General features: G+C 64.0%; 23 protein-coding genes and 1 riboswitch. Of the genes, 8 read left to right on the top strand and 15 right to left on the bottom strand.

The features are described from left to right. Positions 1-267: 267 nt before the first annotated feature. The 3 genes from HWE04_RS18535 to HWE04_RS18525 all read left to right on the top strand — a co-directional run bounded on the left by HWE04_RS18535 (position 268) and on the right by HWE04_RS18525 (position 3,036). Positions 268-2,154, top strand: a complete 1,887-nt coding sequence (locus HWE04_RS18535) for a propionate--CoA ligase (protein WP_241813331.1) — start codon at positions 268-270, stop codon at positions 2,152-2,154. 106 nt (positions 2,155-2,260) lie between these two features. Beyond that, positions 2,261-2,764, top strand: coding sequence for an arsinothricin resistance N-acetyltransferase ArsN1 family B (locus HWE04_RS18530; protein WP_241813330.1), 504 nt, complete (start codon positions 2,261-2,263; stop codon positions 2,762-2,764). Further along, positions 2,764-3,036 (top strand): hypothetical protein, encoded by a 273-nt coding sequence (locus tag HWE04_RS18525; RefSeq protein WP_006712789.1) that lies wholly within the window; start codon positions 2,764-2,766, stop codon positions 3,034-3,036. The genes HWE04_RS18530 and HWE04_RS18525 overlap by 1 nt, the downstream gene beginning before the upstream one ends. A gap of 38 nt (positions 3,037-3,074) precedes the next feature. On the opposite strand, the gene xth is transcribed toward HWE04_RS18525, so the two are convergent. The 5 genes from xth to HWE04_RS18500 form a co-directional block, all read right to left on the bottom strand. Beyond that, positions 3,075-3,842, bottom strand: coding sequence for an exodeoxyribonuclease III (xth, locus tag HWE04_RS18520; protein WP_241813329.1), 768 nt, complete (start codon positions 3,840-3,842; stop codon positions 3,075-3,077). A gap of 297 nt (positions 3,843-4,139) precedes the next feature. Continuing rightward, positions 4,140-4,712 (bottom strand): FxDxF family PEP-CTERM protein, encoded by a 573-nt coding sequence (locus tag HWE04_RS18515; protein WP_241813328.1) that lies wholly within the window; start codon positions 4,710-4,712, stop codon positions 4,140-4,142. Positions 4,713-5,172: 460 nt separating this feature from the next. Next, entirely contained in the window at positions 5,173-5,940 is a 768-nt protein-coding gene (locus tag HWE04_RS18510; protein ID WP_241813327.1) for a MipA/OmpV family protein, read from the bottom strand. A 218-nt stretch (positions 5,941-6,158) separates the two neighbouring features. Then, positions 6,159-7,283, bottom strand: a complete 1,125-nt coding sequence (locus tag HWE04_RS18505) for an alkene reductase (protein ID WP_241813326.1) — start codon at positions 7,281-7,283, stop codon at positions 6,159-6,161. 268 nt (positions 7,284-7,551) lie between these two features. Next, entirely contained in the window at positions 7,552-9,072 is a 1,521-nt protein-coding gene (locus HWE04_RS18500; protein ID WP_039876372.1) for a leucyl aminopeptidase, read from the bottom strand. A gap of 154 nt (positions 9,073-9,226) precedes the next feature. Here HWE04_RS18500 and lptF point away from each other — a divergent pair, with 154 nt between their 5' ends. From lptF to HWE04_RS18485, 3 genes are read left to right on the top strand one after another with little or no spacing between them, the layout of a single operon-like run. Continuing rightward, positions 9,227-10,357 (top strand): LPS export ABC transporter permease LptF, encoded by a 1,131-nt coding sequence (lptF, locus tag HWE04_RS18495; protein ID WP_006712777.1) that lies wholly within the window; start codon positions 9,227-9,229, stop codon positions 10,355-10,357. Position 10,358: 1 nt separating this feature from the next. Beyond that, positions 10,359-11,489, top strand: a complete 1,131-nt coding sequence (gene lptG / locus HWE04_RS18490; protein ID WP_006712775.1) for an LPS export ABC transporter permease LptG — start codon at positions 10,359-10,361, stop codon at positions 11,487-11,489. A 48-nt stretch (positions 11,490-11,537) separates the two neighbouring features. Beyond that, positions 11,538-11,909, top strand: coding sequence for a sirohydrochlorin chelatase (locus tag HWE04_RS18485; RefSeq protein WP_241813325.1), 372 nt, complete (start codon positions 11,538-11,540; stop codon positions 11,907-11,909). A gap of 94 nt (positions 11,910-12,003) precedes the next feature. Here the strand turns inward: HWE04_RS18485 and HWE04_RS18480 are convergent, their stop codons facing one another. The 8 genes from HWE04_RS18480 to HWE04_RS18445 all read right to left on the bottom strand — a co-directional run bounded on the left by HWE04_RS18480 (position 12,004) and on the right by HWE04_RS18445 (position 19,501). Continuing rightward, the gene (locus HWE04_RS18480; protein ID WP_241813324.1) at positions 12,004-12,375 is read right to left on the bottom strand and encodes a tRNA-binding protein; all 372 of its coding nucleotides are present in this window, start codon (positions 12,373-12,375) and stop codon (positions 12,004-12,006) included. A 167-nt stretch (positions 12,376-12,542) separates the two neighbouring features. Then, the gene (cobA, locus tag HWE04_RS18475) at positions 12,543-13,304 is read right to left on the bottom strand and encodes a uroporphyrinogen-III C-methyltransferase (protein WP_241813323.1); all 762 of its coding nucleotides are present in this window, start codon (positions 13,302-13,304) and stop codon (positions 12,543-12,545) included. Between the two features lie 38 nt (positions 13,305-13,342). Continuing rightward, positions 13,343-14,674: a sulfate adenylyltransferase subunit 1 gene (locus tag HWE04_RS18470; protein ID WP_241813322.1), complete on the bottom strand. Its 1,332-nt coding sequence runs from the start codon at positions 14,672-14,674 to the stop codon at positions 13,343-13,345. Next, the gene (gene cysD / locus HWE04_RS18465) at positions 14,674-15,609 is read right to left on the bottom strand and encodes a sulfate adenylyltransferase subunit CysD (protein ID WP_241813321.1); all 936 of its coding nucleotides are present in this window, start codon (positions 15,607-15,609) and stop codon (positions 14,674-14,676) included. The genes HWE04_RS18470 and cysD overlap by 1 nt, the downstream gene beginning before the upstream one ends. Before the next feature lie 71 nt (positions 15,610-15,680). Continuing rightward, entirely contained in the window at positions 15,681-16,412 is a 732-nt protein-coding gene (locus HWE04_RS18460; protein ID WP_241813320.1) for a phosphoadenylyl-sulfate reductase, read from the bottom strand. A 30-nt stretch (positions 16,413-16,442) separates the two neighbouring features. After that, positions 16,443-16,970 (bottom strand): DUF934 domain-containing protein, encoded by a 528-nt coding sequence (locus HWE04_RS18455; RefSeq protein WP_006465660.1) that lies wholly within the window; start codon positions 16,968-16,970, stop codon positions 16,443-16,445. Next, on the bottom strand, positions 16,963-18,660 hold the full coding sequence (locus tag HWE04_RS18450) for a nitrite/sulfite reductase (RefSeq protein ID WP_241813319.1): 1,698 nt from the start codon (positions 18,658-18,660) through the stop codon (positions 16,963-16,965). The genes HWE04_RS18455 and HWE04_RS18450 overlap by 8 nt, the downstream gene beginning before the upstream one ends. Before the next feature lie 67 nt (positions 18,661-18,727). Beyond that, a complete protein-coding gene (locus HWE04_RS18445; protein ID WP_006465658.1) occupies positions 18,728-19,501 on the bottom strand; it encodes a sulfite exporter TauE/SafE family protein in 774 nt (257 codons plus the stop codon). Positions 19,502-19,681: 180 nt separating this feature from the next. Here HWE04_RS18445 and HWE04_RS18440 point away from each other — a divergent pair, with 180 nt between their 5' ends. After that, positions 19,682-20,623 carry a CysB family HTH-type transcriptional regulator gene (locus HWE04_RS18440; protein WP_077238165.1) on the top strand — a complete coding sequence of 314 codons (942 nt, stop codon included), beginning with the start codon at positions 19,682-19,684 and terminating at the stop codon, positions 20,621-20,623. A gap of 83 nt (positions 20,624-20,706) precedes the next feature. On the opposite strand, the gene HWE04_RS18435 is transcribed toward HWE04_RS18440, so the two are convergent. Further along, positions 20,707-22,614 carry a chemotaxis protein CheA gene (locus HWE04_RS18435; RefSeq protein WP_241813318.1) on the bottom strand — a complete coding sequence of 636 codons (1,908 nt, stop codon included), beginning with the start codon at positions 22,612-22,614 and terminating at the stop codon, positions 20,707-20,709. Beyond that, the gene (locus HWE04_RS18430; RefSeq protein WP_241813317.1) at positions 22,614-23,369 is read right to left on the bottom strand and encodes a protein phosphatase CheZ; all 756 of its coding nucleotides are present in this window, start codon (positions 23,367-23,369) and stop codon (positions 22,614-22,616) included. The genes HWE04_RS18435 and HWE04_RS18430 overlap by 1 nt, the downstream gene beginning before the upstream one ends. A gap of 541 nt (positions 23,370-23,910) precedes the next feature. Further along, positions 23,911-24,229, top strand: a riboswitch (cobalamin riboswitch). 81 nt (positions 24,230-24,310) lie between these two features. On the opposite strand from HWE04_RS18430, the gene HWE04_RS18425 reads away from it, so the two are divergent. Continuing rightward, the gene (locus tag HWE04_RS18425) at positions 24,311-26,305 is read left to right on the top strand and encodes a TonB-dependent receptor family protein (protein WP_241813316.1); all 1,995 of its coding nucleotides are present in this window, start codon (positions 24,311-24,313) and stop codon (positions 26,303-26,305) included. The last annotated feature ends 13 nt before the right edge of the window (positions 26,306-26,318 follow it).

Here is a 26,318-nt window from a genome sequence, read left to right as displayed (position 1 = left end):
TGGCATGTCGCCGGTCTCGTACCGGTGACATCGCATCCGCATTTTTCGTCGTCGCGCTTGATCTGCATCAGCCGCAAAGCGGCGCCGGCTGGGCGAATTCAGCCACCCGTAAGCTTCAGGTGCAAGACTGGATCAAACGTCGCATGAAGGCCGGACAGGGGGTGCTGCAAGCCGGCGCCCGGTATCAAGCCGTCGACGATCGACCCGCAGACCACGCATGTCCAGGGCGAACACAGTTTTCCAATACGAAAGACATGAGGAGACGTCATGCAATACGAGGATTTCTATCGCCGCTCCATCGAGCATCCCGACACCTATTGGGCCGAAGAAGCACAGCGCATCCACTGGGAAGAGCCCTTCACCCGCACCCTGGATTATTCGCGCGCGCCCTTTGCGCGCTGGTTCATCGGCGGCAAGACCAATCTCTGCTACAACGCCGTCGATCGTCACCTGGCCGAACGCGCCTCGCAGGCAGCGCTGATCGCCATTTCCACCGAGACCAACAGCGAACGCGTCTACGACTTCGCCGAACTGCATCGCGAAGTCCAGGCCATGGCCGCCACCATGCTGGCCCTGGGTGTGCAGCGCGGCGACCGGGTGCTGATCTACATGCCCATGATCGCCGAGGCGGTGTTCGCCATGCTGGCCTGCGCCCGCATCGGGGCGGTGCATTCGGTGGTGTTCGGCGGCTTTGCGTCCAACAGCCTGGCTTCGCGTATCGATGACGCGCAGCCGCGCCTGATCGTCTCGGCCGATGCCGGCTCGCGCGGCGGCAAGGTGATTCCCTACAAGGGCCTGCTGGACGATGCTATCCATTTGGCCCAGCACAAGCCGCAGCGTGTGCTGCTGGTCGATCGCGGCCTGGCGCCGATGACGCGCACGCCGGGACGCGACGTCGACTACGCCGCCCTGCGCGCACAGTACCTGGACCAGCCGGTCCCGGTGACCTGGCTGGAGTCCAACGAAACCAGCTACGTGCTCTACACCTCCGGCACCACCGGCAAGCCCAAGGGCGTGCAGCGTGACGTGGGCGGCTACGCGGTGGCGCTGGCGTCGTCCATGCAGCACATCTTCTGCGGCAAGCCGGGCGAGACCTATTTCTGCACCTCCGACATCGGCTGGGTGGTGGGCCACTCCTACATCGTCTATGGCCCGCTGATCGCCGGCATGGCCACCGTGCTCTACGAAGGCCTGCCGATCCGGCCTGACGCCGGCATCTGGTGGAGCATCGTCGAGAAGTACCAGGTGACCCGCATGTTCTCCGCACCGACGGCCATCCGCGTGCTCAAGAAGCAGCCGGCCGAATGCATGGAGCGCTACGACACCTCTTCGCTCAAGGCGCTCTACCTGGCCGGTGAACCGCTGGACGAGACCACGTCCAACTGGATCTCGGCGGCGCTGAAGGTGCCGGTGATCGACAACTACTGGCAGACCGAATCGGGCTGGCCCATCATCTCGATCGCCAAGGGCATCAGCGACAAGCCGACCCGCCTGGGCAGCCCCGGCGTGCCCATGCCGGGCTACCGCCTGGCCATCCTCGACGAGGCCAGCGGCGAGCCCTGCGCGGCCGGCCAGAAGGGTGTGGTCGCCATCGAAGGCCCGCTGCCGCCGGGCTGCATGCAGACCGTGTACGGCGACGATGCGCGCTTCGTCAACACCTACTGGCGCAGCCTGCCACGGGAGGTCTACTCCACCTTCGACTGGGGCATCCAGGACCAGGATGGCTACTACTTCATCCTCGGGCGCACCGACGACGTCATCAACGTCGCCGGCCACCGCCTGGGGACCCGCGAGATCGAGGAGAGCATCTCCAGCCATCCCAACGTCTCCGAAGTGGCCGTGGTCGGCGTGGAAGACAAGTTGAAGGGGCAGGTGGCGATTGCCTTTGCCATCGCCAAACAGGCCGACGCGATTGCCACCCCGGAGCAGAGGAAGGCGCTGGAAGCCGAGATCATGGGTGTGGTCGACAAGCAGATCGGCGCGGTCGGCCGCCCGGCACGGGTGTTCTTCGTCACCGGCCTGCCCAAGACGCGCTCCGGCAAGCTGCTGCGACGGGCCATCCAGTCGATCTGCGAAGGCCGCGATCCGGGCGACCTGCCCACCATCGAGGACCCGGCAGCGCTGGAGCAGGTGAGACTGGCGCTGCGCGACTGATCCCTGCCAGCAAGCGGCGGCCGATACCGGACCTGGCCGCCGCTGATGCCGTAATTTGGTTACACTGGCAGCTTCATCCCATCGTCCCTCTTCAAAGCTTCCGGTCATGCATCCCTCAATCCGCCCGGCCACTGCCGCCGACGCCGCTGCCATCTGTGGCATCTACAACCACTACGTCGACACCACCGTCATCAGCTTCGAGACCGAACCCGTGAGCGTCGAAGGTATGGCCGCCCGCATTGCCGACGTGCAGGCGCAGTTTCCCTGGCTGGTGTTCGAACAGGAGGGCGAGGTGCTGGGCTATGCCTACGCCAGCAAATGGAAGCCGCGCGCGGCCTACCAGCGCTCGGTGGAAAGCTCGGTCTACCTGCGTCACGACGCCGGCGGACGCGGCATCGGCAAGCTGCTGTACGGTGAGCTGTTCGCGCAGTTGAAACCCCTGGGCGTGCATCTGGTCATCGGTGGCATCGCCCAGCCCAATGCGGCCAGCGTGGCCCTGCACGAGAGCCTGGGCTTCGTGAAATGCGGCGTCTTCAGCGAGGTCGGCTACAAGATGGGACGCTGGATCGACGTCGGTTACTGGCAGCTCAAATTGCAAGAGGCCCAATGATGAGATCGACCCGCGCCGCCAGCGCCATCGAGCGCCTGAACAACCGCACCGAATCGCGCGAGTATTCCATGTTGCGCACCTCCGATGAGCGCTTCATCCTGACCCGCCGCGTGGCAGGCCAGCCGCTGGAAAAGCTCAACGAAGCCATGGAACTGGACGACTTCGTCAGCTTCGTCAACGCCCAGGGACCGCAGAAGGCCAAGCGCGTCAGCAAGCTCGATGTGCAGTTCGAAAAGAACATGCGCAACAAGAAAGAACAAACGCCACCCTGAGGTGGCGTCCGTCGATACCGGCTTGCCCCTGGGCGGCGTCAGTCGGCCAGGGTCGCAATCACCGGCGCGTGGTCGGAAGGCTGCTCCCACTTGCGCGGCACCTTGTCGATGACGCAGGCGGTACAACGCGGCACCAGTTCTTCGGACAGCAGGATGTGGTCGATCCGCAAGCCACGATTGAGGCGGAAGCCCATCTGCCGGTAGTCCCACCAGCTATACATCTTCTCCGGCTGTTCGAACAGCCGGTAGGAGTCGGTCAGGCCCAGCGCCTGCAGCTTGCGGAAGGCCTCGCGTTCCGGCTCCGACACCAGCACCTGACCTTGCCAGGCCACCGGATCATGCACATCGCGGTCTTCGGGCGCGATGTTGTAGTCGCCCAGCAGCGCCAGCCGCGGGTTCTTCGCCTTCTCCTGTGCCAGCCATTCGTGCAGCGCCGCCAGCCAGTTCAGCTTGTAGGGATATTTTTCGGACTCCAGCGACTGCCCGTTGGGAATATAGGCGCAGACATAGCGCACGCCCTCGATGGTGGCGGCGATGATGCGCTGCTGCTCGTCGGGGAACAAGGGGTTGTTCTTGACCACGTCAGTCATCGGATGGCGCGACAGGATGGCCACGCCGTTATAGGTCTTCTGGCCCGAGAATTCGACCAGATAACCGGCGGCCGCGATCTCGGCGGCGGGAAACTTGTCGTCGGTGAGCTTGGTTTCCTGCAGGCAGAGCACGTCGACCGGATTTTCTTCCAGCCATTTCAGGACCTGCGGCAGGCGGACCTTGAGGGAGTTGACGTTCCAGGTGGCGATTTTCATGAGTGTGCGCAATCCTTGTGTAGTGCGGGTGTGCGCCGCAAGCGTGGCAATCGTGGGACGATTGCCGGATCACCACAGGGAGATGCATGCCGGCGCAACAATGAGCGTGGACGGCACTATAGCATCAGCGACCAGGCCTGGTCGCTTTCGCCCGGAGGGCAGAGGCCATGCTGGCAGATTTTTTAAACGAATTTCCCGCCGACATCCTGGCCCTCGATTGCCTGACCTGACATGACAAGGGGAACGGCCTCGCGGCCGTTCCCCTTGCACTTTTCAACGATCAGAATGAGGCGACGATCAAGCCGGCATCATCTGCGCGCTGGTCATCTGCGCGCCGTCGTCACCGGCTTTGCGGCGGCGACGATAGGCGGCGAAGCCGACCAGGCCCAGGCCGCCGATCATCATGGCGCTGGTGGAGGCTTCCGGTACCGGTGCCACGCTGATGTTGCCGGCGAAGCTGCCGCCAGCCGAACCCAGCACGGTGCCTGCCACCGACAGGGTGTACAGGCCGCTGGTCAGGCCGTTGGTGCGCAGGCTGAAGGTCTGCAGGTCACCGCTGGAGAGCTGGGTGCCGGTGTAGGTCTGGCCATTGCCGCTGAGCGTGAAGCTGCTGATGCCCACGCGGGAGAGACCATCCAGTGCGATCGAGACCAGGGCCGAAGACACCGCAGTGCCAGCACCGCCGACGTTGAAGGTGAAGTTTTCCAGGAAGCTCTGGCCGGTAGTGCCATCGCCATAGCGGGCGCTGAAGGTCGACGTGGCGTCGGTCCAGACCAGTTCGCGCGTGCGTTCCAGATCGGCGGCGCTGGCCGAGGAGGCCATGGCGACGAAGGCGGACGCGATCAGGAAACTGCTCAACAGCTTTTTCATTGGGATACCTCTTTCGGGTTCGATTGATTGGTTGATTTTGAAAGCACTGCAAGGGGGATTTTTTACGTCGACGGGTTTTATTGTTGATGTTGGCGAGGTCGACGCGGGGCGTCCCTGTTTGTGATTTTTGTTCGACGGGACGTGCAGAGAATAATGGAAAATTACTAACTATTACAACTAAATATTACGTTTTACCGGTAACCGGTGTTGCGCTGTAGGATTCCTGGAAGTCGCACTGGTAAAGGGTTTCCGACGATGAGCTTAAATTTCCGTACGGATTTGTTTGGGTGCGGAAACTAAGTTTTTTCCGAGCGCTCAGGCATTCCCGCGGGCTGGAAATTGATGGTGGAAATGCGTCAGGAAATCTGACTTGTCGATGCGGATGAGCTCGATGAAGCTCATCTGTAGAGGCAAGCTCTGCAGTGGTCGTCGCGATCCTGCAGAGCCAGAAGAGGAGGGATTACTTGAAGCGGTAGCTCACCGCCACGATGGCGGTGTCGTCGGTGTGGCGGCGTACCAGCGGGCTGTCGCTGACGCTGTTGTCGAGCCACTTGCGACGCCAGTGCAGGTTCAGGTGCCAGTCGCCGGTGAGGGGTACATCGGCTGCCAGTCCCAGGGTGGGACTGGTGGACGAGCCGGCACGGTACTGACGCACGCCGCTGGCGGCAGATTCGCTGGCGGAGACACCGAAGAAGTAATCGTTGTAGCTGGCGCTGCGATACTCGACGCCGAGCTGCGGGTAGAAGCTCACCGGTCCGATATCGAACTGGGCGGCATAGATGGCTTCTGCCAGGGTGCCATGGGACTTGTTGAAGTCGCGGAAGACGTTGAGGAAGAAGGCCCCGAACGGGGTTTCCTGGTAGGTGCCCAGGCCCAGAGGGATGGGATCGGAACGACGTTGCAGGCCGTGGTCGGCATCGAAGCCTTGCAGGTCCACGCGTCCGGCCAGCTCCAGGTAGCCGTAGCCCATGCGCGCGGTCTTGATGCCGAAGGTATCGAGCCGGGCGAAGAAGCGCCCATAGTCGAAGTAGGCGTAGGGCAGGACCGTGTTGCGGGCGCTGCGGTCGAGGCCGTTGCGTTCGAGCCGGTAGACGCCGGCACCGAGGTCACCGGTGATGCGGTCATGCAGTTGCAGCGGATCGGCGTTGCCGTTGCCGGTATCGGCTTGCTGGGCCAGGACGGGCAGGGCGCAGCAGGCCAGGGTCAGGGTGGCGAATATTGTTTTCATGATGGGCAGTGGTGATGGGGGCAGATGGCATTGTAGCGGTCGCCAGGGCGCTGCGCCGGCTTGTGTGTCGTGGCGCTGGCTGGATGCGGTCGGTCAGCCACAGCCGGGGCAACGTGGCAATGAACAACGACGAACAATGGCCTGCCATTGCGGCAGGCCATTGTCGGCGCGTGTTGAGCCTTCGTCAGCCTTGATCAGCCTTCGTCAGCGACGAAGCATCAGGACGCTTGCATCGTCGGATAGTCCGTATAGCCTTCGGCGCCGCCACCGTAGAGCGTAGCCTGGTTGAAGTCGGCCAGTGCGGCACCGGCCTTGAAGCGTTCCACCAGATCGGGGTTGGCGATGAAGGGGCGGCCGAAGGCCACCAGGTCGGCCCGGTTGCCTTGGCGCGCCTTGGCGGCCATTTCCAGGTCATAGCCGTTGTTGGCGATGTAGATGCCCTGGAAGAGGTCACGCAGTACCTGCAGGTCGAAGCCGCCGGCCACTTCGCGCGGGCCGCCGGTCGCGCCCTCCACCACGTGCAGGTAGACCAGCTTGTAGCGGTTCAGCTGCTGCACCACGTAGCTGAAGAGGGCCTTGGGATCGCTGTCGGCAATGTCGTTGGCCGGGCTGATCGGGGACAGGCGGATACCCACGCGTTCGCTGGGCACCACTGAGGTGACGGCGGCCACCACTTCCAGCAGCAGGCGGGCGCGGTTTTCGATGCTGCCGCCATAGGCGTCGGTACGCTGGTTGGTCTTGTCGCGCAGGAACTGGTCCAGCAGGTAGCCGTTGGCCGCGTGGATTTCCACGCCATCAAAGCCGGCCTGCATGGAGAGCTGGGCGGCGGTCTTGTATTGCTCGACGAGGGCGGGGAGTTCGGAGAGTTCCAGCGCGCGCGGTTCGACGAAGGGCTTGAAGCCGGTTTCGGTGAAGGCATTGCCTTCGGGCTTGACGGCCGAGGGGGCCACCGGCAGGGCATGGCCCGGTTGCAGGTCGGGGTGGGAGATGCGGCCCACGTGCCACAGCTGCAGGAAGATGCGGCCGCCCTTGGCGTGCACGGCATCGGTGATCTTCTTCCAGCCGGCTACCTGGGCCTGGTCGTAGATGCCAGGGGTCCAGGCGTAGCCCTTGCCCTGCGGCGAGATCTGCGTGGCCTCGGCGATGATCAGGCCGGCGCTGGCGCGCTGGGCGTAGTAGTCGGCCGCCAGTGGCGTGGGGACATCGCCAGCCTGGGCGCGGCTGCGTGTGAGCGGGGCCATGACGATGCGGTTCTGTAGTTGCACCGCGCCCAGCTGCATGGGCTTGAAGAGGTCACTGCTGGCGTGGACGTTGGCATTGGCACTGGTATTGGCGTTGGTCATGCTGTTCCTTTCTTGTTGGCATTGAAGGGGGCGACAGTGGTCGACCCTGTTACCGACCACGGCGGATCGGCAGCGTTCCGGAAATGGATCAACAGTCTAGACGGGAAGCGCTTTGCTTGCTGGCGGTCGGGCACCTGCCTGGATCTTGCTAGGTGGCAATTCGCGATGCGGGGACGAAAAAAAACCACCGCTTGCGCGGTGGCGGGTACTGCGGTTGCTGCGCGGGCAGGGGCCAGCTCCTGCCTTGGCCCTGCCTGAGCGGTGTGCCTTAGCCGCGTGCCGAGCGGGCGCGCGCCTGGCCGAGCAGCCAGGTGGTCAGCAGCGGCACCGGGCGGCCGGTGGCACCCTTGGCGGCGCCGCTCTTCCAGGCGGTGCCGGCGATGTCCAGGTGCGCCCAGGTGTACTTGCGGGTGAAGCGCTCCAGGAAGCAGGCGGCGGTGACGCTGCCGGCGGGCTGGCCGCCGATGTTGGCGATATCGGCGAAGTTGGACTTCAACTGCTCCTGGTAGACGTCCTGGATCGGCATGCGCCAGGCGGTGTCGCCGCTGTCGCGGCCGGCGGCCAGCAGGCCGTTGGCCAGCTGGTCGTGGGCCTCGTCTTCACGGGTGAACAGGCCCGTGTTGTGATGGCCCAGGGCGACCACGCAGGCACCGGTCAGGGTGGCGATGTCGATCACGGCGGCCGGCTTGAAGCGTTCCACGTAGGTCAGGGCGTCGCACAGGATCAGGCGGCCTTCGGCGTCGGTGTTGAGCACTTCAATGGTCTGGCCGGACATCGAGGTGACGATGTCGCCCGGCTTGGTAGCGCGGCCGGAGGGCATGTTTTCGCAGGTCGGGATGACGCCGATGACATTGAGCTTCAGGCCCAGTTCGGCGATGGTGCGGAAGGTTCCCAGTACGGAGGCGGCGCCGCACATGTCGTACTTCATCTCGTCCATGTTCAGGCCCGGCTTGAGCGAAATGCCGCCGGTGTCGAAGGTGATGCCCTTGCCCACCAGCACTACCGGGGCGTCCTTGGACTTGCCGCCCAGGTGCTTCAGCACGATGAACTTGGGCGGCTGGTCGCTGCCGTTGGTGACCGACAGGAAGCTGCCCATCTTGAGGGCTTCCAGCTGCTTGCGGTCCAGCACTTCCACGCCCAGCTTGAATTCCTTGGCCAGCTTCTTGGCGGTATTGGCCAGGTAGGTCGGGGTGCAGACGTTGCCGGGCAGGTTGCCCAGTTCCTTGGTCAGCGCCATGCCGTTGGCCAGGGCCACGGCTTCGCCCAGGGCGGCCTTGGCGGTCACGCCGTCGGCGGCGTTCACCAGCAGGGTGATCTTCTTGACGCCGGTGGGAGCGGGGTCCTTCTTGCTCTTCAGGGTGTCGGAACGATAGATCGCATCGCGGCCGGCCAGTACCACGTTGCGAATGGCCCAGGCCAGGTCGCGGCCCTTGATGCCATCGAAGGGCAGGGCCAGGGCGGCGTCGTCGCAGCCCAGGGTGGCCAGGCAGCGCACCAGGCCGGCGCTGGCAGCGGCAAAGCTCTTGTCGGCGATCTCTTCCTCGGCGCCCAGGCCCAGCAGCACGATGCGTTCGGCGGCGATGCCGGTGACGCCGCGCAGCAGCAGGGTCGAGCCCGGCTTGCCGGAAATGTCGCCCGACTTCAGCGCGGCGCTGATCGCGCCCAGCTTGTCCAGCGCCCCGGCTGCCTTGGACAGCTTGCGGTTTTCATAGATGCCAACGACCAGCGCGCCGGTCTTGACGGCGGTCACGGCGTTTTTTGCGTCCAATGTTTTTGTGCTAAAGTCCATCGTTCGTCCTTTGTATGAATTACCTGGCGATTATAGAGCCCATTTCGACGCCACGCGCGCGTGAGTTCGCGCCAGCCCGGCCAGTGCCGGATGCGTCACAGGGCCAGGCCACCGATTCATTGACCCCGATACCAGAGACAATTCCAGCATTCCCATGATTTTCCAGCGCGCTCTGCGTCGCGAACTGACCAGCACCGCAGGTGGGGTCTTCACGACGCTGTTTACCATCACGCTGACCGTGATGCTGATCAAGATCCTCGGCCAGGCGGCCGGCGGCCAGGTGGCTTCGCAGGACGTGATCGCCCTGATCGGCTTCCAGTCCCTGAATTACATGCCCATCATCCTCATCCTGACCGGCTTCATCTCGGTCTTGCTGGTGATGACGCGCAGCTACCAGGATTCCGAGATCGTGGTCTGGTTCGCCTGCGGTCTGTCGCTCACGCGCTGGATCGTGCCGATACTGAAATTCGGCTGGCCCATCGTGGCCCTGGTGGCGACGCTGTCCTTCGTGGTCACGCCCTGGGCCAATGAACAGAGCAGCGAATACCGCAGCCGCTTCGAGCAGCGCGAGGACATCGCCCGCGTCTCCCCCGGCAAGTTCCAGGAATCGGCCGCGGCCAACCGCATCTTCTTCGTCGAAGGCATTTCCGGCGATGCCTCCAAGGTGCGCAACATCTTCGTCAACACCATCAATGCCGACGGCAAGAACAGCGTGGTGGTGGCCAAGGAAGGCGAGACCGTCATCGATCCCGATGGCGAGAAGTTCGTGGTCATGAACAAGGGCCGCCGCTATGACGGTTCGCCCAGCCTGCCGGATTTCCAGATCGTCGACTTCGAACGCTATGGCCTGCTGATCGGCAACCAGTCGCAGGCGGCTGCCGGTGAGCGTTCGGCGCGGGCGCTGCAGATGGGGGAACTTGTAGCCAAGAGCGACGGCTATGCGCGCGGCGAACTGCTGTGGCGCATCGCCTTGCCGCTGATGGCACTGGCCCTGATGCTGCTGGCCATTCCGCTGTCCTTCGTGAACCCGCGTGCCGGCCGTTCCCTGGGGCTGCTGGTGGCGTTGCTGCTGTTCGTGGTGTACAGCAATACGGTGAGCGTGTTCCAGGCCTCGGTGGCGCAGCAGCGCACCAGTTTCATGATGGCCTGGTGGCCGGTGCACGTGATCGTGGCGGCACTGATCGTGGGCATGTTCGTGCTGCGACTCAACATCAACCACCCCTATCACCCATCCCGGTTGTGGAGCCGTATACGCCGCGCCATGACGTTCCAGCGCGAGGCCTGAGATGAGAGTCATCCAACGTTACTTCACCTCCGAGATCACCCGCTCGGTGCTGTTTGCCCTGGCGGCCTTCCTGGCGCTGTTCGCCTTCTTCGAAATGATGGGCCAGCTGGAGCAGGTCGGCCGCAATGGCTACAAGCTGCAGGAGGCGGTGTTCTACGTGCTCATGGGCTTGCCCGGCAACGTCTATGAACTGATGCCCACGGCCGTGCTGATCGGCACCATCTATACCTTGTCGCAACTGGCGGCGCGCTCCGAATTCACCATCATGCGGGTCTCCAGCATGTCCACCGGCATGGCGGCCAAGGTGCTGCTGCGCATCGGCGTCGGTTTTGCGGTGCTGACCATCGTCTTCGGCGAGCTGATTGCGCCCAAGGCCAGCGAGTGGGCCGAGAAGCTCAAGTTGCAGGCGCAGGGGGCGTCGATGTCCTCGCAGTTCCGCTCGGGCATGTGGGCCAAGGACGTGATCAAGGACAAGGGCCTGGAAGGCAATGTTACTGGCAGCCGCTTCATTAACATCCAGACCGTGCAGCCGGATGGCCGCATCGAGGGCGTCAAGCTCTACGAGCTCGATACCGACTTCCACATGGCCCGCATGATCACCGCCAAGTCCGGCCTGTACGAGGGCAATCACCAGTGGGTGCTCAATGAGGTGGTGCAATCCGATTTCACCGGCGGCCGTGACCGCAAGATCACCGAGCCGGTCAAGACCGTGAAGACGGCGCAGATGAAGCTGGTCTCGGAGGTGACGCCGGAAATCCTGTCGGTGCTGTTCGCCGACCCGGACCGCATGTCGGCCTATGACCTGCTGGCCTACACCAAGCACCTGGAAGCCAACAACCAGCGCACCGACCGCTATGAAATCGCCTTCTGGAAGAAGATCGTCTACCCGCTGTCCATCTTCGTGATGATGGCGCTGGCGCTGCCCTTCGCCTATCTGCACTTCCGCGCCGGTGGCGTGAGCCTGAAGATCTTCACCGGCATCATGATCGGGGTGTGCTTCCAGTTGATCAACAGCCTCTTTTCGCACCTGGGCCTGCTCAATACCTGGCCGGCCTTCGTCACGGCGGCGCTCCCCAGCCTGCTGTTCATGGCGCTGGCGATCGGCGCCCTGTGGTGGGTGGAACGCACCTGACCCCAGTTGATCTCAGCTGATCCCGTCTCAACCCGATACGACATCCGCATGCAACAAAGTTTGATCCTCTTCGCCCATGGCGCCCGCGACCCGGCCTGGGCCGCACCCTTCGAACGTCTGCGCGCGCTGACCCGCGCCGCCATGCCGACCGTCGGCGTGGAGCTGGCCTTCCTGGAGCTGATGCAGCCCGACCTGCCCAGCGTGGTGGCGCAGCAGGTGGCGGCCGGCAGCCGGCGCGTGACGGTGATTCCGGTATTCCTGGGGCAGGGTGGCCATGTAAGGCGCGACTTGCCGCAATTGCTGGAGCAGTTGCGCCAGGCCCACCCGGAGGTGGAGATTCGCACCGTGCCGGCGGTGGGTGAGGATGAGGCCGTGTTGCAGGCGATTGCCGCCTATTGCATCGGGACCTTGCAGAGCTGAGTAGTTCGCCCCCTCGGCAGTACAAAAAGAAGATGGCCCGTCCTGAATGAACGGGCCATTTTCTTTTGGGGCAGCTGACCTGGCGGTGGCCCGATCAGAACAGGCGCGCGCCGTTCGGCACTGCCTGGTCGGGCTTGAAGAGGACGACCTCGCCCTGGGCATCGGGGAAGCCCAGCGTCAATACTTCCGACATGAACTTGCCGATCTGGCGCGGCGGGAAATTGACCACCGCCGCCACCTGCCGGCCCACCAGCTGGTCCAGCGTGTAGTGCGCGGTGATCTGGGCGCTGCTCTGGCGTACGCCGATGCCGGGGCCGAAGTCGATCTTCAGCTTGAAGGCCGGCTTGCGGGCTTCGGGGAAGGCCTCGGCCGAGACGATGGTGCCGATGCGGATATCGACCTTCAGGAAAGCATCGAAATCGATGGCATCGGCGGCGGGGGCGTTGGTGTCGTGCAGGAGGTGCATAGGACAGTGATCTCAGCAACGGTAGTAAATCAGGCTGACAACCGTTCGGACTGAGTAGGCCCGTCAGGGCCGTATCGAAGGCGCAGAGGCGGAGCGCCTTCGATACGCGGCGTTGCCGCTACTCAGGTCGAACGGTCAGTGGTGAGCCCATCAATGGGGGCAGTTCCTTACTCCCTGTCTGCCAATGCCGGGCCGATCATCACCAGCACCGGTCCGCTGCAGGCTTGCAGCCCGGCTTCCAGGCCGGCCAGTTGCAGGTGGTAGATGTGCTGGTCGGGGCGGCTGCAGTTTTCCACTACCACCACCGGGGTATCGGGCGCGTGACCCAGTGCCAGCAGGCGCTGCGCGGTGGCCGTGGCTTCGCGCCCGCCCATGTATTGCACCAGCGTATCGCCGTTGGGCATACGCACTTCGTCCGGCTCATCCACGCCCGTGCTGGAGGTGAACAGCGACACGCTACGCGCGATGCCGCGCCGGGTCAGCGGGCGCTTGGCGGCCGAGGCGGCGGCCAGGGCGGCGGTGATGCCGGGGACGATCTCGTAGGGGATATGGTGTTCTTCCAGGGCCCGCATTTCCTCGTCGGCGCGGCCGAAGAGCATGGGGTCCCCACCCTTGAGACGCACCACGCGGCGGTATTGCTGGGCGGCTTCCACCAGTTTCTGGTTGATGACCGGCTGGGCGGTGGAGCGCTGGCCACTGCGCTTGCCCACCGACACCTGCACCGCCTGCGGACAGAGGGCCAGGATTTCTTCGGTGACCAGGGCGTCGTGCAGCACGATGTCGGCCTGCGCCAGCAGGCGCGCGGCACGCACCGTCAAGAGGTCAGCCGCACCGGGGCCGGAGCCGATCAGCCACACCTGGCCCGGATGGTCCGGGCTGGGTGCGGGTGAGTCGGAAGAGGATGGGTTTGCTGCCTGTTCGGTGGCCATGGCCTTGCTACAAGGTACGATTGCGGATCGAAGGGAAATCAGTCGATCCGAATCATACCAGCGGCGACCGTCTGGTGGCTCACTTCGTCGATCAGGATGAAGGCGCCGGTGGCGCGGATATCCTGGTAGGCATCGGCGGCGATGGGCTGCTGCACGTTGACGCTGATGCGGGCGATGTCGTTGAGCTTCAGGGTCTCGGCCGGGCGGCGTTCCTGGGTATTGATGTCCAGGAGCGTATCGACTTTGGCTACGCGCGCGGCCACCTGCTTGGTGGTGTGCTTGAGCCAGTACTTGCGGCGCAGGTCCAGCGGTTCCTCGGAGAGCCAGCAGACGTCGGCGTTGACGGTCTTGAGGATGGTCGAGGGCTGGGCGGCGGCGGCCAGCAGGTCGCCGCGCGAGATGTCCAGGTATTCGTCCAGCAGGATGGTCACCGACTGGCCGGCCGTGGCCGACTCCAGGGAACCATCCAGGGTCTGGATGTCCTTGACGGTCGCGCTCTGGCCGCTGGGCAGCACCACCAGCTTGTCACCACGGGCGACCTTGCCGGCTTCGATGCGGCCCATGTAGCCACGGAAATCATTGGCTTCGTGACCGTTGTGGCGCGCCACCAGCTGCACCGGGAAGCGGAAGGCTTCTTCGTGCGCATCTTCGTAGACCGAGAGCGACTCCAGCAGGGTGATCAGGGTCGGTCCCTGGTACCAGGACAGGCGCTCGCTGGCGGTGACCACGTTGTCGCCGGCCAGGGCCGACAGCGGAATGACATGCACATCCTTCAGGCCCAGCTGCTGGGCGAACTGCTGGTAGGCAGCGACGATGCGGTCGTAGACGGTCTGGTCATAATCCACCAGGTCCATCTTGTTGACGGCCACGATCACGTGCTGGATCTGCAGCAGGTGGGCGATGGTGGAGTGGCGCTTGGTCTGGGTCAGCAGTTCCACGCTGCCATCGTCGCCCAGCTTCACCTTGGACACGTCCACCAGGATGATCACCGCGTCGGCCGTGGAGGCGCCGGTGACCATGTTGCGGGTGTACTGCTCGTGGCCCGGGGTATCGGCGATGATGAACTTGCGCTTGGGCGTGGCGAAGTAGCGGTAGGCCACGTCGATGGTGATGCCCTGTTCGCGCTCGGCTTCCAGGCCATCGGTGAGCAGCGACAGGTCCACCGTGTCACCCACGGTGCGCTTGTGCTTGGCGCGCGAGATGGCGTCGAGCTGGTCGGCGAAGATGCCCTTGCTGTCGAACAGCAGGCGGCCGATCAGGGTGCTCTTGCCATCGTCCACGGAGCCGGCGGTGATGAAGCGCAGCAGGCCGCGTTCGTGCGCGGGCGCGGCGGCGTTGGCCAGTTGTTCTTGGGTTGCGGCGGCGTTCATCAGAAATATCCTTCCTTCTTGCGTTTTTCCATCGAGGCTTCGGACGTCTGGTCGTCCATGCGGGTGGCGCCGCGCTCGGTAATCTGGGTCACTGCGGTCTCGGCGATGATGGCTTCCACGGAAGCGGCGTCAGAGGAGACCGGGCAGGTGCAGGAGATGTCGCCGACGGTGCGGAAGCGCACCACCTGTTTCTCGACGGTCTCGCCTTCGCGGGCCGGGGTCAGGTCAGTCAGTGGCACCAGCAGGCCATTGCGCGGGATCACTTCCCGCTCGTGGGCGAAGTAGATCGAGGGCAGGGCCAGCTTCTCGCGGGCGATGTATTGCCACACGTCCAGTTCGGTCCAGTTGGAGATGGGGAAGACGCGCATGTTCTCGCCCGGATGAACGCGGGTGTTATACAGGTCCCACAGTTCGGGGCGCTGGGCCTTGGGGTTCCATTGGCCGAATTCGTCGCGGAAGGAGAAGATGCGTTCCTTGGCACGGGCCTTTTCTTCATCCCGGCGCGCGCCGCCGATACAGGCGTCGAACTTGAATTCCTCGATGGTTTCCAGCAGCGTCACCGCCTGGGCCGCATTGCGCGAATCGGTCAGCGGATTGCGCAGGCGCACGGTGCCGCGCTTGATCGAATCTTCCACCGAACGCACCACCAGGCGCTCGCCCAGTTCAGTAGCACGGCGGTCACGGAACTCGATGACCTCCGGGAAGTTATGGCCGGTATCGATGTGGACCAGCGGGAAGGGGAACTTGCCCGGGCGGAAGGCCTTCTCGGCGATGCGCAGCAGCACCACCGAGTCTTTGCCTCCCGAGAACAGCAGCGCCGGGTTGCTGCACTCGGCCGCGACCTCGCGCATGATGTGGATGGCTTCCGATTCCAGCCAGTCGAGGTGACGGTTGCTGGCGTTGTCCAAAAAGAGTTTGTCTACCGCAGTGATCATGCCGGGCCTTCCGATGCTTTGCTTGTTGTGGCTTTGATTGTTTCTGTTTGTGGCTCTGCTTGAATTCTGGTTCAGCCCGCCGCGTGCGCCTTGATGCGCACCAGCTTGCCATCGACCACGTGCAGGCCGCATTCCTTGGAGTCCGGGTTCTCCCACCACCAGCGGCCGGCGCGGATGTCCTCGCCGGGCTGGATGGCGCGGGTACAGGGCTCGCAGCCGATGGACGGGTAACCCTGGTCGTGCAGCGGGTTGTAGGGCACGTCGTTGGCGCGGATGTAGTCCCAGACGTCCTGTTCCGACCAGTCCGCCAGGGGATTGAATTTCTCCATGCCGTGGGCGTCATCGCGTTCCTGCACGTGCAGTTCGGCACGCGTGACCGACTGTGCACGACGCTGTCCGGTCACCCAGGAGGCCTTGCCGGTGAGGGCGCGGTTCAGCGGCTCCATCTTGCGGATGTGGCAGCATTCCTTGCGCAGTTCCACGCTGTCGTAGAAGGCATTGGCGCCGTTCTTCTGCACATAGGCGTCGACCGCCTCGGGCTGAGGACGGTAGGGTGCGACCTGGTAATCGTAGGTCTCGCGGATGCGGTCCAGCATGCCCACGGTTTCCTTGTGCAGGCGACCGGTTTCCAGGGTGAAGATGCTGATCTTGTCCTGCAGCTTGCCGCGCAGGATCAGGTCGGTCAGCACCATGTCTTCGGCCGCCAGGCTGGAGGCCAGCGCCGCCGGAGCGTACTCGGCGGCGATGCGTTCCAGCGTGGCCTGGGTCTTGGCGATCAGTTCTTGCAAGCCTGGGTTAGCCATGGGCTGTCCTTCCTTGTCCAATAGGGCCGTTCAGTCGGCGGCTTGCACCGCTTCGCGCTTGACGCGGCGGAACAGCGGGTTCTTCTCGTCCCAGGAGGTCTGGTACTTCTCGGAGAAGTCGGTCAGGCCCTTGACGGCGTCATGGATGTTCTTGTCGGCGCGCACGGCAAAGGCATCGAAGCCCACGCGCTGCATGTAGAACAGCTGGTCGCGCAGCACGTCGCCGATGGCGCGCAGCTCGCCGGCATAGCCCAGGCGGGCGCGCAGGTTGTAGGCGATCGAATAGCCACGGCCGTCAGCAAACTTGGGGAAGTCCACGGCGACCACCCGGAAATTCTCCAGCTGGCCCTTCAGCTCTTCGGCACGCTCGTCGCTGGCCAGCCAGACGCCGATCTCGGGGCGCGACTTGAGTGCCTCGCCCTGTGCCTGCCAGACCTTCAGCGGCACGATCACGCGGCCTTCGGGGATGGTCACGCTCTCTGCGCTCTCGCCTTCAGCCAGGCGCAGCACGCTCCAGTCGTCACTGACGACGGTCTTGTTCTTGATGATTTCAGGCATTGGCGTCTTCTCCTGCGACATAGTCGGCCGAACGGATCGGCGTTGCGTATACGAATTCCTTGAACGGGGTCACACCGATGCGGCGCACCGTATCGATGAAGCGTTCTTCCTCATTGCGCTGCTGCACGTAGACCTGCAGCAGGCGGTCGATCACGGTGGGCATCTGGGTGGCGGAGAACGAGGGGCCGATGATCTTGCCGATCGAGGACTCGTTGCCCTGGGCCCCGCCCAGCGAGACCTGGTACCACTCGGAACCGTCCTTGTCCACGCCCAGGATGCCGATGTTGCCCACGTGGTGGTGACCGCAGGCGTTGATGCAGCCGGAGATGTTGAGTTCGATGTCGCCGATGTCATGCTGGAAATCGATGTTCTCGAACTTCTCGGCGATGGCCTGGGCGATCGGGATCGACTTGGCATTGGCCAGCGAGCAGAAATCGCCACCGGGGCAGCAGATGATGTCGGTCAGGAGGCCGATGTTGGGCGTGGCCAGGCCGTGCGACTTGGCGGCTTTCCACAGCGCGTACAGTTCGGACTGCTTGACGTCGGCCAGCACCAGGTTCTGTTCGTGGGTCACGCGCAGTTCGCCGAAGCTGTACTGGTCGGCCAGGTCGGCGGCGAAGTTCATCTGGTCAGCCGTGATGTCGCCCGGGGGTACGCCCGGCTTCTTCAGCGACAGCAGCACGGCGGCATAACCGGGCTTCTTGTGCGCCTTGACGTTGCGCTTGATCCAGTTGGCGAAGCCACGGTCTTCTGCCTTCAGACGTTCATATTCCGCGTCCACGGCAGGAAGGTTTTCGTAGGCCGGGTCGGTGAAGAACTTGGCCACACGCTGCAGTTCTTCCTCGGTCAGGGTGGAGGGGCCGTCCTTGATGTCGGCCCATTCGGCCTCGACCTGGCGCGCAAATTCCTCGGGGCCGATGGCCTTGACCAGGATCTTGATGCGGGCCTTGTACATGTTGTCGCGGCGGCCATGCTGGTTGTAGACGCGCAGGATGGCTTCCAGGTAGGACATGGCATGCTTCCAGGGCAGGAAGTCGCGGATGACGCTGCCCAGGATGGGGGTGCGGCCCATGCCGCCGCCGACCAGCACGCGGAAGCCCACTTCGCCGGCCTCGTTCTTGAGCACGTGCAGGCCGATGTCATGCACGGCGGTGGCGGCACGGTCTTCGGCCGCGCCGCTGATGGCGATCTTGAACTTGCGCGGCAGGTAGGCGAACTCGGGGTGGAAGGTGCTCCACTCGCGGATCAGTTCGGCGTACGGGCGCGGGTCCACGATCTCGTCGGCGGCCACGCCGGCCAGCTCGTCCGAGGTGGTGTTGCGGATGCAGTTGCCCGAGGTCTGGATGGCGTGCATTTCCACGCTGGCCAGCTGCTCCAGGATTTCCGGGGATTCTTCCAGCTTGATCCAGTTGAACTGGATGTTCTGGCGGGTGGTGAAGTGACCATAGCCGCGGTCATACTTGACGGCGATCTCGGCGAACTTGCGCAGTTGGTTGGAGGCCAGCATGCCGTAGGGGATGGCGATGCGCAGCATGTAGGCATGGCGTTGCAGGTACAGGCCATTTTGCAGGCGCAGGATGCGGAATTCGTCTTCGGCCAGCTCATCCGACAGGCGCCGACGCACCTGGTCCCGGTATTGTGCGACTCGCTCTTTGACGATCAGGTGATCGTATTGGTCATAGCGGTACATCTTGTTTTCCCTGTTAACGTCTTGATGGGCGACCCGTGAAGCAAGGTGCGCCCGATTGAAAATCAGCCTACCAAATCAGCTTGACTGCAACGCTCGTCAGCGTAATGGCCAGCAGGCCACGCAAGAATTTCTCCGGCACCGCCCGCGCCGCGAGCGAACCGATGGTGATGCCCGGTACCGACCCCAGCAGCAGGGTGGCCAGCAATTCCCAGTTGATCGACCCCAGCCACCAGTGACCCAGTGCGGCAATGGCGGTCAGCGGGACGGCATAGGCGATGTCGGTGCCGGCGATCTCGGCCGGCGTCAGGCGAGGATACAGCAAGACCAGCAAGGTCGCGCCCACCGCACCGGCGCCGATGGAGGAGATGGTCACCAGCGTGCCCAGCAGGACGCCGGCGGCAATGGTGGCGTTGGACAGGGTAGCGCCTTGCAGCTGGCGTTGCGGGTTGGCATTGAGCCAGGCCTGCATGCGCGAACGGAACAGCAGCGCGATCACGGTCAGGAACACCGAGATGGCGATCGAATAACGGATGGTCAGGGCGATGCCCTCGCTGACGGCGCCGAAATGCTTCAGCAGCAGCGTAGTCACCAGCGCAGCGGGCAGGGCGCCATAGGAGAGGCGACGTACCACGTCCCAGCGCACTGTCCCCTTGAAACGGTGGGCCAGGGTGCCGGCGGTCTTGGTGGCCGAGGCAAAGGCCAGGTCGGTACCGACCGCTACGGAAGGGTGGATGCCGAACAGCAAGGTCAACAGGGGCGTCATGAGCGAGCCGCCGCCGACCCCGGTCAGGCCGACCAGCAGTCCTACGGCAAATCCGCTTACTACATAAGAAACAGTCATAACACCTCGCCCATTAGTCTGCGAATCGTAATAAACTTATGTTTCAAACCAAACTACATAGTATTTATTTGCTTATATACGCCTTTGGCATATGGAAATGCGGCAAATGAATCAGGCGGACGTCGCAGACCTCAACGTACATGCAGACACCGTCCCAGGTAGAAGCGAAGGAATTCCCGCATGAATCTTCATCAGTTCCGTTTCGTACGCGAAGCGGTAAGGCAGAACTTCAACCTCACCGAGGCCGCCAAGGCGCTCTACACCTCGCAGCCGGGCGTCTCCAAGGCCATCATCGAGCTGGAAGAAGAGTTGGGTGTGGATATCTTCACCCGCCACGGCAAGCGCATCCGTGGCCTGACCGAGCCGGGCCGGGCAGTGCTGCGCTCGGTGGAGCTGATCATGCAGGAGGTGGATGGCCTGAAACGCATCGGCAAGGAGTTCGCCGCGCATGACAGCGGCAGCTTTACCATCGCCACCACCCATACCCAGGCGCGTTACGCCTTGCCCAAGGTGGTGCAGGCCTTCACCCAGAAGTATCCGAAAGTGCATCTTTCATTGCTGCAGGGCAATCCCAAGCAGATTACCGAGATGGTCCGCAATGACCAAGCCGACATCGCCATCGCCACCGAAGCCCTGGCCTCCGGCGAGGGTCTGGTGTCACTGCCCTGCTATCAATGGGAGCACGTGGTGGTGGTGCCACCCGAGCACCCGCTGCTGCAGTCCAGGAGCCTGACGCTGGAAGAGATCGCGGGCAATCCGCTGATCACCTATGACTCGGCCTTCAGTGGCCGCAGCAAGATCGATCACGCCTTCTCGCTGCGCCAGTTGAAGCCCGACGTGGTGCTGGAAGCCATCGACGCCGACGTCATCAAGACCTATGTGGAACTGGGCATGGGCGTGGGCATCATCGCCGGCATCGCCTTCGATGCCGAGCGCGACCGTGGCCTGCGGGCGATTCCGGCGGGCCACCTGTTCGGTACCAATGTCTCGCGCGTGGCCTTGAAGCAGGGCGCCTACCTGCGCGGCTATGTCTATACCTTCATCGAATTGCTGGCACCGACCCTGAACCGCAAGCTGATCGCCCAGGTGATGGAGGGAGAGAAGGACATGTACGAGCTCTGAGCCCGCCAAGGGTTGATGACAAGACAAAACGGCCGGATCGATGACGATCCGGCCGTTTTGCCTTGTCCGTACTGCAGTGCGGCTTATGCCACGGCAGTGCGTTCCATGTCGCGGCAGCCGTCCAGCAGGAAGGACAGGCCCACCACCAGCACCAGTTCGCCCTCGGCCGAGCGAGCCGTACCGGTGATGCCGGCGGTGTGGATCGCGGTCAGCGGCTTGATCACCAGGTCGGCCGTGCCTTCCACCGATTCCACCCCCAGGATGTAGGGATGCGGTACCGCCATGACGATGCCCACGCGCTCATTGCCCGGCTCGTAGCCCAGGACCCCGGCCAGCGAATTGACCGGCAGCGGACGACCCTGGTCGCGCAGCACCGGGGCACCGCCGACCTCGTCGAAGGTCTCCGGCAGTTCCACCACGCGTTCGACCACCGCCATCGGCAGGGCCAGCGGGGCGCCGGCGCAGCGCACCAGCATGGTCGGGATGATCGACAGTTCGATCGGCAGGCGGATCGAGAACTTGGTCCCCTTGCCAATGGTGGAGTCGATGCGGATGGTGCCGCGATGCTTTTCCACGGCGGTCTTGACCACGTCCATGCCCACGCCGCGTCCGGAGACGCTGGAGGCCACTTCCTTGGTCGAGAAACCGGGCAGGAACACCAGTTGCAGCGCCTCGTCCGAGGTCAGCGCCTGGTGTTCGGTGATCAGGCCCTTGGCCAGCGCCTTGTTGCGCAGCATGTCCGGGTCCATGCCCTTGCCGTCGTCGAACACTTCGATCATGACGCTGCTGCCGGCCTGCCAGGCGTGCAGCGAAATGGTCGCCTTGTTGGACTTGCCGGCGGCGGCGCGGTCCACTTCGATGCCGTGGTCCAGCGAGTTGCGCAGCATGTGCACCAGCGGGTCGTAGAGGCTGTCCACCACCACGCGGTCGACTTCGGTATCGGCACCGGTGATGACCAGGTCCACGTCCTTGCCCAGGTCCTTGGCCAGTTCGCGCACCAGTCGCGGGAATTTCTGGAACAGTCGGCCCACCGGCTGCATGCGGGTGGACAGGGTGGCACGTTGCAGTTCGCTGGAATAGCGCGAGGCGCGGCCCAGCGTTTCGGCCAGGGTCGACATCAGCGCGGCAGCCGTGCCTTCGAACTTGAACTGTTGCAGCTTTTCCAGCAGCACGGCGGCCTGGTTGGCGGCCTGCACCGATTCGCCGGCCACTTCCAGCAGGGCGTCGAGCTTGCCGGCATCGATACGGATGCTTTCTTCCTTGGCACCGCCGCCCGTGTCACTGGCGCGACGGTTGTGCTGGGCGGGTGCTGCGGCCTTCGGTTCGCCATCGGCAGCCGGGGCGGCGGCCGGAGCAGCCGCAGCTGCGGCGGCCACAGGGGCTGCTGCCGGCGCGGCGTCGGCTGCAGCCACAGGTGCGGCCACTGCGGCGCCTGGAACCAGGGCCTGGTACAGCGCGGGCCAGTCCAGCTCGCCATTCTTCATCACGCTGGCACTGCCATCGACGCTGGCCGCCGGGGCGCTGGCGGCGGCCGCAGCCACCGGCGCGACCGCGGCCGCAACCGGTGCCGCAGCAGCAGGGGCGGCGGCCGGAGCCGCATCGCTCTTGCCTTCGATGGCCTGGGTCAGGATGTCCTTCAGTTCGGCCGGCATCGAAGCCAGGCTGTCGGGCGCGGCGCCATTGGACAGTTCGTTCAACTGGTCGGCCACGAAGCCGCTGGCCTGCAGCGCCGCTTCGATCGCCAGCGGCGTCACCGGCGCCTTGCCGGTACGCAGGGCGTCGAACAGGTTTTCGGTCAGGTGGCAGGCCGACACCATGGCCGGCAGGTTCACGAACCCGGCGCCGCCCTTGATGGTGTGGAAGGCGCGGAAGACCGCATTGAGGATTTCAAGGTCATCAGGATGTCGTTCGAGCGTCAGCAGATGCTCTTCCACGTTGGTCGCCAGCTCCAACGCTTCAACGACAAAATCCTTGAGCATTTCGTCATCCATTAGAACCCCAGGCTGTCGAGTAAGTCGTCCACATCGGTCTGGCCCATGGCGGTACCCGGCGAGGCGGGGCCGTTCATCAGGGTAACCGGCTTTTCTGCCTCGATCTGGGCGCGCACTTCAGCCGGCGCATTGTCGCGCAGCAATTGCGCCAGTTCGCGTTCGGCGGTGGTGGTGATGCCCACGATCTTCTTGATCAGCTGGCCGGTGATGTCCTGGAAGTCCTGGGCCATCATGATTTCCAGCATGCGGGCCTTTTCCGCTTCGGTCGATTCGATCACCGAGGACGAGAACTTCTGCGAGTCGCCCGCCAGTTTCTTGAATTCTTCGATGTTCAGCTGACCGGCATAGAGCTTGTTCCAGCGGTCGTTGATGTCCTTGGCCTGCTCCTGCAGGCGGTCCTGCGCGGGCATGCCGGAGTCCAGCGCATTGAGCACCTTGTTGGCGGCCTGCTCGGTCAGGGTGGCGATGTGCTCCAGGCGGCTCTGGGCGTCGCCGATCTGCTCGGCCACATCGGTCAGGGAGCGGTCGTAGCCCAGTTCGCGCATCGAATCATGCAGCAGACGGACGATGCCACCCAGGCGTTCATACATGGGCTTGTCGCTCTGATCTTCCTGCGCCTGCTGGGCATCGTCGCCCGCACCGGCTGCCCCACCAGCGGCACCGGCAGCCGCGCCAGCCTCGCCGGCGGTCATGCCCGGTAAGGTCTGCGAGGAAATTTCGTCAAACAATGCTTCCAGATCAACGTCGTCGCTCATGATTACTGATTCTCCCAACAAATGTGGTGCGCTCGGCGGCGCACTGCTATGCAAAGTTGCCCGTAGGCGGATCAAATGCGTCGTTCCGGGAGGCACAGCAACCGTCCCATCCGGGATATCCAATAGATATCGGCAGGCAAGGGCGGAGTCTGAAGGCTCGCAGACCACGACAACGATTCAGGGATGACAGGTGAGGCCAGCGGACCAGACGGTCAGCGGGTCGACGATGCCATGGCGCCGAGTATAGGGCCGGGTACAGCCATCTCATCGGCCAAACAGCGAGTGAAATCCCCCCATTTGTTTCGTTTTTTCGCCCCTTGTGGCAAGCCGGCTCGGGGCGTCTCTCCGAAATAAATTCGTAAAAAATCGAATTTTTTCGATATAAGTTCGAATTCTATCTGGCTTTTTCCTTAAAGCAATACGCATGCCGGGCTTGTGCTGATTTACATCAGGATGGCTTGTGGTCTTAAATTTGGCCGATTTTTGCCTTGTATTTGGCAGGCGCCGGCCTGTAGCGACTTGTGATGCCCGCCTGGCACGCCTACAATGGCGCCGTTTTGGTGCCCGCCGGCGCGTTCTTGCCGGCAGTTAAACGGGAAACACGCACCAGTTCGGTTCGCGGCACGCGGGCGGGGCTGGTCAAGGTGTGCTGCCCCCGCAACGGTAACCAGGCGCCGGCGATACAGTGACACCATGACGAGACGTCGCGTGTTGCCGGCAACACCATCCCCCATGCCACTGTGCAGGTTCCGTGTCCGGTTCAATCGGCCAGCGCTGGCCGGCTGACGTACACGGCGCTGCATGGGAAGGCCGATGGTCATGCCTGCAGCCCGGAGACCGGCCAGAACGGGAGGAAACTGCGCGTGGCGATGCCGGTGCGGCTTCCGTTGATTCCGGCCCGCGGGGAAGCAGGCCGGACCACTTCACCGAGTCTCTTTTCCATGCATAACGTCAATTCCCCGGCCAGCCACGGCGGCCAGCGTCCCCTTTTTGCCCTCAGCCTGGGCAGCACCCTGATCCTGTCGGCCCTGGCGCAGGCATCCCTGGCCGCGACCGGCGCCCCGGCTATCGACCCGGCGGCGGCACTCGCGCCGGTGGTGGTGTCGGCCTCGCGTTTTCCCAATGACCCGACCTTCCCGCCGGTGGCGGCCACCGTCATCACTGCCGAGCAGATCCGCGAAGCCGGCATCGACAATGCCAATGAAGCCATCCGCAAGCTGGGTGGGGTGTATGGCCGCCAGAGCCTGGCCGGGCCCAAGGACTTCCCGCTGGACCTGCGCGGCTTTGGCACCAATGGCGACCAGAACATGGTGGTGCTGCTGGACGGCGTGCGCATTTCCGAAAACGAACTGAGCACACCGCTGCTGTCCTCCATCCCCATCGAGAACATCGAACGCATCGAGATCGTGCGTGGCGGCAGCAGCGTGCTGTACGGCAGCGGCGCCACCGGTGGCACCATCCAGATCATCACGCGCCGACCGCAGGCCAACAGCGGCCACGGCACCGTGGTGGGCGAGGTCGGCAGCCAGGGGCTGCGCGGCGGACGGGCACTGGTCTCGCGCGGCTGGGACAACTTTTCCATCGACGCCAGCTATGCCAAGTCGCGCAGCGACAACTGGCGCGACAACGCCCAGTCCAGCCAGGAAAATCTGAGCTCCACCGTGCAGTGGTTCGCCAGCGACTGGCGCTTCGGCCTGCGTGCCACCCTGTCGCGTGCCGATTACGGCCTGCCCGGCAGCCTGACCCAGGCGCAATACCAATCCAATGCCCGCCAGACCAGCAAGCCGCTGGACCGCGGCTCCTACGACAACGACAGCGTGACGGCCTTCCTGGAACGCCGCTTCGGCGCCTTCGATGTTGCCGCCGAGCTGGCCCACCGCGAAAAGATCTCCCGCTCCAGCTATGTCAGCAGCGGGTCAACTACCCAGGTCAATATCCGCGGCACGCAATTCTCGCCGCGCCTGCGTCATGTGATCGACCAGGGGGCGTGGAAGAACGAAGCCATCGCCGGCATCGACCTGGCCGAATGGACGGCCTATAACAACGCCAGCTACGGCAACAGCGATGCCGCCCAGCGCTCCAAGGCACTCTACCTGCGCGACGAAATCGAATTCGCCCGCAACGCCCGCCTGGCCGCCGGCGTACGGCGCGAAGTGTTCAACCAGCAGAGCGATTCCGGCCTGTACGACCGCAACAGCGCCGTCAATGCCTGGGACCTGCAGGCCAGCTATGCGCCGCTGCCGCTGCTGCGCGCCTTTGCCAAGACCGGCCAGAGCTATCGCCTGGCCACGCCGGACGAAAACGGCTACACCGCGCTGCCCACCGGTGCCGTGCTCAAGCCCCAGGTGTCGCACGACCTGGAGCTGGGGGCCACCCTGGGCAAGACCGGGCAGCAGCTGACACTGCGCTGGTTCCGCCACCGTCTGCGTGACGAGCTCTATTACGATCCCACCGCCAATGGCGGCTTCGGTGCCAACAGCAACCTGGCGCCCACCCGCCACCAGGGCGTGGAAGTGGAGGGGCGCCTGCAGCTGACCGAAACCCTGGGCGTGAACGCCACCTACCAGCACATCGACGCCCGCTTCGAGGAGGGGGCCAACAGTGGCAATCAACTGGCGCTGGTGCCGGCCAATACCTTCACCACCCGGCTCAACTGGAAGTCCGGCCAGCACAGCGCCGATGTCGGGGCGCGCTGGGTGGACCGCCAGCGCATGGGCAACGATTTCGCCAACACCTGCGCCAAGATGCCTTCCTTCACCACCTTCGACGCCCGTTACGCGCTGCGCGTGAGCGCCTGGGAATTTGCCCTGACCGGAACCAACCTGGCCGACCGCAAGTATTACTCCCAGGCCTATGACTGCAGTGGGGGTTCGGTCTCGGGCATCTACCCGGAAGACGGCCGGGCGGTAAAATTCACGGCCCGCTATGACTTTTGATGCGGACTTCATG

It is taken from the genome of Herbaspirillum sp. C7C2 (assembly GCF_022627865.1).
Taxonomy (GTDB): Bacteria; Pseudomonadota; Gammaproteobacteria; order Burkholderiales; family Burkholderiaceae_D; genus Herbaspirillum; species Herbaspirillum frisingense.
The sequence above is the reverse complement of the archived record's forward strand: the minus strand, read 5'-3'. Positions and strand labels throughout refer to the sequence as shown.

What these genes read in the sequence shown, in the direction of transcription:
- HWE04_RS18485 (WP_241813325.1), top strand. Translation starts at nt 11,538, where the DNA reads ATGCAACAAAGTTTGATCCTCTTCGCCCATGGCGCCCGCGACCCGGCC.
- HWE04_RS18505 (WP_241813326.1), bottom strand. Translation starts at nt 7,283, where the DNA reads ATGACCAACGCCAATACCAGTGCCAATGCCAACGTCCACGCCAGCAGT.
- xth (WP_241813329.1), bottom strand. Translation starts at nt 3,842, where the DNA reads ATGAAAATCGCCACCTGGAACGTCAACTCCCTCAAGGTCCGCCTGCCG.
- HWE04_RS18445 (WP_006465658.1), bottom strand. Translation starts at nt 19,501, where the DNA reads ATGACTGTTTCTTATGTAGTAAGCGGATTTGCCGTAGGACTGCTGGTC.
- HWE04_RS18450 (WP_241813319.1), bottom strand. Translation starts at nt 18,660, where the DNA reads ATGTACCGCTATGACCAATACGATCACCTGATCGTCAAAGAGCGAGTC.
- HWE04_RS18455 (WP_006465660.1), bottom strand. Translation starts at nt 16,970, where the DNA reads ATGCCTGAAATCATCAAGAACAAGACCGTCGTCAGTGACGACTGGAGC.
- HWE04_RS18480 (WP_241813324.1), bottom strand. Translation starts at nt 12,375, where the DNA reads ATGCACCTCCTGCACGACACCAACGCCCCCGCCGCCGATGCCATCGAT.
- HWE04_RS18530 (WP_241813330.1), top strand. Translation starts at nt 2,261, where the DNA reads ATGCATCCCTCAATCCGCCCGGCCACTGCCGCCGACGCCGCTGCCATC.
- HWE04_RS18430 (WP_241813317.1), bottom strand. Translation starts at nt 23,369, where the DNA reads ATGAGCGACGACGTTGATCTGGAAGCATTGTTTGACGAAATTTCCTCG.
- HWE04_RS18425 (WP_241813316.1), top strand. Translation starts at nt 24,311, where the DNA reads ATGCATAACGTCAATTCCCCGGCCAGCCACGGCGGCCAGCGTCCCCTT.
- HWE04_RS18535 (WP_241813331.1), top strand. Translation starts at nt 268, where the DNA reads ATGCAATACGAGGATTTCTATCGCCGCTCCATCGAGCATCCCGACACC.
- HWE04_RS18500 (WP_039876372.1), bottom strand. Translation starts at nt 9,072, where the DNA reads ATGGACTTTAGCACAAAAACATTGGACGCAAAAAACGCCGTGACCGCC.
- HWE04_RS18470 (WP_241813322.1), bottom strand. Translation starts at nt 14,674, where the DNA reads ATGAACGCCGCCGCAACCCAAGAACAACTGGCCAACGCCGCCGCGCCC.
- HWE04_RS18435 (WP_241813318.1), bottom strand. Translation starts at nt 22,614, where the DNA reads ATGGATGACGAAATGCTCAAGGATTTTGTCGTTGAAGCGTTGGAGCTG.
- HWE04_RS18440 (WP_077238165.1), top strand. Translation starts at nt 19,682, where the DNA reads ATGAATCTTCATCAGTTCCGTTTCGTACGCGAAGCGGTAAGGCAGAAC.
- lptG (WP_006712775.1), top strand. Translation starts at nt 10,359, where the DNA reads ATGAGAGTCATCCAACGTTACTTCACCTCCGAGATCACCCGCTCGGTG.
- lptF (WP_006712777.1), top strand. Translation starts at nt 9,227, where the DNA reads ATGATTTTCCAGCGCGCTCTGCGTCGCGAACTGACCAGCACCGCAGGT.
- HWE04_RS18525 (WP_006712789.1), top strand. Translation starts at nt 2,764, where the DNA reads ATGAGATCGACCCGCGCCGCCAGCGCCATCGAGCGCCTGAACAACCGC.
- HWE04_RS18460 (WP_241813320.1), bottom strand. Translation starts at nt 16,412, where the DNA reads ATGGCTAACCCAGGCTTGCAAGAACTGATCGCCAAGACCCAGGCCACG.
- cysD (WP_241813321.1), bottom strand. Translation starts at nt 15,609, where the DNA reads ATGATCACTGCGGTAGACAAACTCTTTTTGGACAACGCCAGCAACCGT.
- cobA (WP_241813323.1), bottom strand. Translation starts at nt 13,304, where the DNA reads ATGGCCACCGAACAGGCAGCAAACCCATCCTCTTCCGACTCACCCGCA.
- HWE04_RS18515 (WP_241813328.1), bottom strand. Translation starts at nt 4,712, where the DNA reads ATGAAAAAGCTGTTGAGCAGTTTCCTGATCGCGTCCGCCTTCGTCGCC.
- HWE04_RS18510 (WP_241813327.1), bottom strand. Translation starts at nt 5,940, where the DNA reads ATGAAAACAATATTCGCCACCCTGACCCTGGCCTGCTGCGCCCTGCCC.